The organism is Chryseobacterium pennipullorum, from assembly GCF_003384725.1.
GTDB lineage: Bacteria > Bacteroidota > Bacteroidia > Flavobacteriales > Weeksellaceae > Chryseobacterium > Chryseobacterium pennipullorum.
Genome location: NZ_QNVV01000003.1, coordinates 416614 through 422613, shown reverse-complemented (window position 1 = coordinate 422613; position 6000 = coordinate 416614). Strand labels below are relative to the sequence as shown.

The following is a 6000-nucleotide window of genomic DNA, read 5'->3' as shown; positions in this document are numbered from 1 at the left end:
TGTATGTTTGTCTGACTCACTCAAAGTTTTTTAACGCTTTAGTTTTTCCTTACTTGGTTGTTATATTGTATGTCAATGATCTTTTCTGTCTTTCGCTTTTTAACGAAGCACTCTCTTCTGTCAGTGGCGCTCCGTATTTGCGAGTGCAAAAGTAAAACTTTATTTTGATTTGACCAAATGTTTTAAAAGAAAAATTTAAAGTTTTTTAAGTAACCTTAACTCCCTTCCTTAACCTTTAATCCCTCTACTCCTGCGCTCCCTTAATTGGGACTGCAAAGATACAAACTCTTTTTTAACTCGCAACTTTTATTTGATAAAAATTAAAAGTTTTTTTCGTTTGATATCTTAGTAGATCGTAATGTTTCTGCCTATCTAAAGGCCCTTCTGCGCTTACTAAATCCCTTTCGTTTTTCAGTGGGGCAAAGATAGAAACTTAACCCATATCCTACAAGTTTATTTAACATAAATTTCATATTTCCGTTATATGAACAGCTAAAGCGCTGGACCATAAGGTGAAAAATTTTAAACAAATGTTTGAGATAAAGGGAGGATGCCAGAGATTATGGGAGATGGGGTGAAGATAGAGAGGGTTTTTGGGAGTGTATTATATATCATAATAGATATAGTAACGTTATGGTTATTAAGTTTGGGCTAAAGCCCAATGGAAGGTATCTTAATGTGAACGGGCTGAAGCCCATTCCTAATGATGGAACGCATAATGACCTACTGTGAATGTTTATGTGGTTGATGATTTTTATTTTTAACCCACGGATGCCACAGATTTGCACAGATGATAGTAAATACAAGTTCCGTTGGACCTGGTAATTGAATGGGCTTATCCATATTGATGAGAGCAATATAATATATGTAGTGGACCCTATTAGAACAATTATAACCGGCTGCTTATAATTCCCTCTTCTACCTTAGCCCTGATAGTAACGGTTACCCCGCAGCATGGATCGGAGAAGTGAAGGATTAAGCACTGGAGGGAGTTGGCGCGAGGAGTATGAGTGGATAGCAGGATCTAGCTCCTGAATATAGTCGAGGATTCGAGTGAGCTTTGGTTGGAGAGTTGGGGAATAAGAGGATTTGAGCGCAGTATTATTAAAAAAAATATTCCGTAAGAATCCTTTATGATAGATTTCTTACGGAATGATTGCAAACCGAAGTTTATATTTTTAGTTCAGAACGTATGATGTTCCGTCTCTTCCATCTTTTAATTCGATGCCCTCAGCCAGCAGTTTGTCTCTTATCTGATCTGAAAGTTCAAAGTTTTTTGATTTTCTTGCCTGATTCCGCAATTCGATTAAAACTTTTAAGGTTTGGTCAAGCTTTTCATTATTATTTTCTTCCACATTCTGCAACCCCAAAACATCAAAGATCAATGCGTTCAATGTAGATCTTAAATCCTCAAGGTCATGAGTAGAAATTGTTTCTTTGCCATCGTTTAAAGCAAATATATACTTTACGGCCTCAAATAAGTGAGCAATCAGGATGGGAGAATTGAAATCATCTGTTAATGCTTCATAACATTTGTCCTTCCATTCTTGTACGCTGAATCCGGACGGTTTCTGGTCATCAGGAGTTACTGAATTCAGTACTTTAACAGCTTCCATTAATCTGATAAATCCTTTTTCACTGGCTATCATGGCATCGTTCGAAATATCCAACACGCTTCTGTAATGTGCCTGCAGAAAACAAAAACGCACAATTGATGGGTGGAACGACTTTTCAAAAAAGTCATTATCACCTGTCACTAACTGCATCGGAAGGATGTAATTCCCTGTAGATTTACTCATACGCTGAGAATTCATCGTTAACATATTAGCGTGCATCCAGTAATGTACCGGTGCAGCACCATTGCAAGCCTTACCTTGCGCAATTTCGCATTCATGGTGAGGGAATTTCAAATCCATTCCGCCTCCATGGATATCAAACGTTTCACCCAGATATTTTGTGCTCATTGCTGTACATTCAAGATGCCATCCCGGGAACCCTTCGCCCCACGGTGAGTTCCATCTCATAATGTGAGCTGGGGATGCTTTTTTCCAAAGGGCAAAATCCTGTGGATTCTTTTTTTCACCTTGTCCATCAAGATCACGGGTGTTAGCGAAAAGCTCTTCTATATTACGTTTTGAAAGTTCACCGTAGTTCAGACCTCTTTTATTATATTCCAATACATCGAAGTATACGGAACCATTGCTTTCGTACGCAAAACCGGTATCTATTAACTTTTGAGTAAGCTCGATCTGCTCTACAATATGGCCGGTTGCTGTAGGCTCAATATTCGGAGGAAGCAAATTAAACATATCCAATACTTTATGAAAATCTACAGTATATTTCTGTACGATCTCCATAGGTTCAAGTTTTTCAAGTCTGGTTTGCTTTACAAATCTGTCATTGTCTACGTTACCATCATCGGTAAGGTGACCAGCATCGGTAATATTTCTTACATACCTTACTTTATACCCTAAATGCATTAAGGTACGGTAGATAAAATCAAAGGAAAGGAAAGTTCTTACATTTCCGAGATGTACATTGCTATATACCGTAGGTCCACAGACATACATCCCTACGTTTCCCTCTAAAATGGGTTTGAATATTTCTTTTTCCGCTGTAAGCGAGTTATATATTTTTAATTGCATTTTTTTTCGTTAAAAGATTCTATAGTTTAAGATTTAAAATTTAGTCAAAATAATTCTACTACAACAAATTATTGTTGCTAAAAAAATCTTATTCGAAACTTTTCTAAATTTTATCATTCCGCAAATTTATAACAGATTAGTTTATAATGCCATGTGTTACTTGAAAATTTTAATTAATAGGTATAATAATATCTATGGTCTTTGGTCAGATATCCATCTTTATCATACTCATTATTTATTGACTCTTGATAATTATAGTTTTTTGACCATATAACGTTATTTTCATTGATAAATTCATCTCCTCTTATGAGCCGAAATCCTATAGGATAATTGGAATAAAGGTTTCTCTTATCGTCATATAGGTACTCTCCAATCACGCTACCTACGTCATTCTTATTTGCATAAAAGACACTACTAACGTTACCATTAGAAAGAGTATAGATCTTCTTAAAACCGTCAGATTCTATACTTTTAGTTGGTCTTCCTTTATTATCAAGAATGTGTTCTTTACGTTCTGTTATATTCTTGCCTGAAAAATACTTTTTAACATTAACAATGATCTTACCTGGCAAATATTCTAATCTAAATTCTTCTGACTTCAAATTTGGTTCAGAGGTAAAATAAGTATCTGCCTTTACTAATTCTCCGTTATTATCATATTCAAAGGTTGATGTTTTATCATTTGAACTAACAATTTTAACAACATTATTTTTATCATTATAAATCCATTTTTCGGTATAACCTGACTTATTGTCAATCGTCCTTATAAATTTTAAAGGAACTTCTTCTTTACCTATTTCTTCATCAGAGCTACAGCTGACAATTAAAATCAAACATCCGATAGCTAAAAAGCTTCTTAAAAAAATTTTCATACGTATTAGTTTCTTATTTATAAGCAGACACTATCAAGTGATGCTGCCGTTGTTTTCTTTTAAAATTTATATTGACTTCAAATGATGTTGGAGATGATCTACATAATCGTTGATCATATACTCCAATGTAAAAATCTGAGGCTCTGTCTTCGTAGTATCACAGGTTCTTTTGAGTGCTTCACCTGGAATATTTTCAACGACATGTACTACCTGCTGATTTAACAGCTTCCACAGACCGATTAAATCTGAAGTAGGAACATTCTGATAGTTCTGGGCTTTTACCCAAAAATCCTGATCATAAACAATATTCTCGTTCTCTTTGTATTGAGTTACTACAAATCTACGGATGTTTGTAATGGCGCTGTCACAGAGATGCCCTATAATCTCTTTTTTAGACCATTTTTCAGGACTTGCTTTATAAGCCCATTCGTCCTCAGAGATGTTTTGAAATCTCTGAAGTTCAGCATCAATAATATTTTTAAGAATCTGGTAGTTCATTAATAATCAAGTTTTGCATGGCTTCCTACATAATGTAGGAATTCTTGTCTTGTAATAGGGTTTGTTCTAAAAATACCACTTAATTCCGCCGTTATGGTAGAACTTGCGGTATCTTTAATTCCGCGGCAGTTGACACAAAGGTGCTTGGCATCGATGATACAGGCTACGTCTTTTGTTCCCAATGCTTCTTTTAAGGCATCGACAATCTGCATGGTAAGTCTTTCCTGAACCTGTGGTCTTTTTGCATAATAATCAACAATCCTGTTAATTTTTGAAAGGCCAATTACTTCTCCATTTGAAATATAGGCAACGTGTGCCCTACCTATAATGGGTAAGAAGTGGTGTTCACAAAAAGAGTATACAGTGATATCTTTTTCCACCAGCATCTGGCGGTATTTATATTTATTGGAAAACGTAGAAATTCCAGGCTTGTTTTCGGGAAGAAGGCCTCCGAAAATCTCATTCACATACATTTTGGCAACACGTCTGGGAGAATCTTTCAGAGAATCGTCTGTCATATCCATTCCTAAGGTCTCCATAATTTCACCAAAAAGCTCAGTAATTTTTTCTATTTTCTCCTGTGGCGATTTATCAAAAGCATCTTTCCTTATAGGCGTATGTTCTTTTCCAGTGAAAATATCATCGTCGTTATCAGTAAAATCAACCATTTTTATTTAATTTGCAGCAAAAATACGGATAATATCTGTTCATCGATTTCATTCGTGCTGAAAAAAATTATCTTTTATAACCTATTCATATTAAAAAAACTATGATGATTGTCGAAGAAGTAAAAAATAAAGATCAAATAAGGGAATTCCTGGAATTTCCAGCACAACTTTATCAACACGACAAAAATTATATCCGGCCTTTGAACAAAGACATCGAAGAGATTTTTGATCCAAATAAAAACAAATTTTTTAAAGAAGGGGAATGCAAAAGATTTTTGTTTAAAAAAGACAAAAAAACCGTTGGTAAAGTTGCCGTTTTTATTCATAACCACTATGAACAAAAGCAGCCTACAGGAGGAATTGGCTTTTTTGACTGTATCCAAGATCAGCAGACTGCCAATTTTATATTCGACCATTGCAAGAAGTGGCTCCTGGAAAGAGGGATGGAAGCAATGGACGGACCGATCAACTTTGGAGAACGTGATAAATTTTGGGGATTGCTGACGGAAGGTTTTATAGAGCCACTGTTTGGAATGAATTATAATTTCCCCTATTACAAGGACCTTTTTGAAAATTATGGTTTTCAGACCTATTTTGAACAGCTGTGTTTTACCAGGCCTATTTTTGCAGAGGTCTCAAGAGTTTTCACCATTGCGTATGAAAGAAACAAAAGAAATCCGGCCATTTCTGCACAGCCTATGAAAAAGAACAAGCTGGAAAAGTTCGCCAAAGACTTTACAGAGATTTATAACAAAGCATGGGCCTGCCACGGTGAAGGGAAACAGCTGGAAGAGGTAAAAGTCCTTAAAATGTTCAACATGATGAAACCGATCATTAATGAGCACATTTCATGGTTTGTGTATGAAAATGAAAAGCCGATTGCGATGTGGATCAATATTCCGGATCTGAATCAATGGTTTAAATATCTGGACGGTAAGTTTGGTATTTTCGAAAAGCTCAGGTTTCTCTGGCTAAAGCAGTTTAAGAAGAATGAAAAAATGGTAGGTCTTGTCTTCGGTGTTGTTCCGGAATGGCAAAGAAAGGGTATTGACGGTTATATGATCTGGGAGGGGACTCAGCATTTGAGAAAACACACCGACTTTAAAGTTACGGAACTCCAATGGATCGGTGATTTCAACCCCAAAATGATAAAAATTGCAGAAACCCTTGACACAACAGTAACCAGAAAGCTGGCCACCTACCGATATCTGTTTGACAGGAATAAAGAGTTTGAAAGGCATCCGTTTTTATAAAAATTTCATATTTAATTAAGTTTCAATGTAAAGTCGATTTGTAACTTCATTATTATTTGTAAAT

Annotated in this window: 5 protein-coding genes; 1 reads left to right on the top strand and 4 read right to left on the bottom strand. The window is 35.6% G+C overall.

Going from position 1 to position 6000, the window contains the following annotated elements:
- Positions 1–1178: 1178 nt before the first annotated feature.
- The 4 genes from cysS to folE all read right to left on the bottom strand — a co-directional run bounded on the left by cysS (position 1179) and on the right by folE (position 4683).
- On the bottom strand, positions 1179–2645 hold the full coding sequence (gene cysS, locus DRF67_RS06340; protein WP_115927458.1) for a cysteine--tRNA ligase: 1467 nt from the start codon (positions 2643–2645) through the stop codon (positions 1179–1181).
- Between the two features lie 173 nt (positions 2646–2818).
- A complete protein-coding gene (locus DRF67_RS06335; RefSeq protein WP_115927457.1) occupies positions 2819–3517 on the bottom strand; it encodes a hypothetical protein in 699 nt (232 codons plus the stop codon).
- A 66-nt stretch (positions 3518–3583) separates the two neighbouring features.
- Entirely contained in the window at positions 3584–4015 is a 432-nt protein-coding gene (locus DRF67_RS06330; protein WP_115927456.1) for a DinB family protein, read from the bottom strand.
- Entirely contained in the window at positions 4015–4683 is a 669-nt protein-coding gene (gene folE / locus DRF67_RS06325; protein ID WP_047376638.1) for a GTP cyclohydrolase I FolE, read from the bottom strand. Before folE ends, DRF67_RS06330 begins: the two co-directional genes overlap by 1 nt.
- A gap of 101 nt (positions 4684–4784) precedes the next feature.
- Between folE and DRF67_RS06320 the strand changes: the two genes are divergently transcribed.
- A complete protein-coding gene (locus tag DRF67_RS06320) occupies positions 4785–5936 on the top strand; it encodes a hypothetical protein (RefSeq protein WP_115927455.1) in 1152 nt (383 codons plus the stop codon).
- Positions 5937–6000: the final 64 nt, after the last annotated feature.

Excerpts from the sequence above, each read along its gene's own strand:
- DRF67_RS06320 (WP_115927455.1), top strand. The coding sequence starts at position 4,785 with ATGATGATTGTCGAAGAAGTAAAAAATAAAGATCAAATAAGGGAATTC.
- DRF67_RS06335 (WP_115927457.1), bottom strand. The coding sequence starts at position 3,517 with ATGAAAATTTTTTTAAGAAGCTTTTTAGCTATCGGATGTTTGATTTTA.
- folE (WP_047376638.1), bottom strand. The coding sequence starts at position 4,683 with ATGGTTGATTTTACTGATAACGACGATGATATTTTCACTGGAAAAGAA.
- DRF67_RS06330 (WP_115927456.1), bottom strand. The coding sequence starts at position 4,015 with ATGAACTACCAGATTCTTAAAAATATTATTGATGCTGAACTTCAGAGA.
- cysS (WP_115927458.1), bottom strand. The coding sequence starts at position 2,645 with ATGCAATTAAAAATATATAACTCGCTTACAGCGGAAAAAGAAATATTC.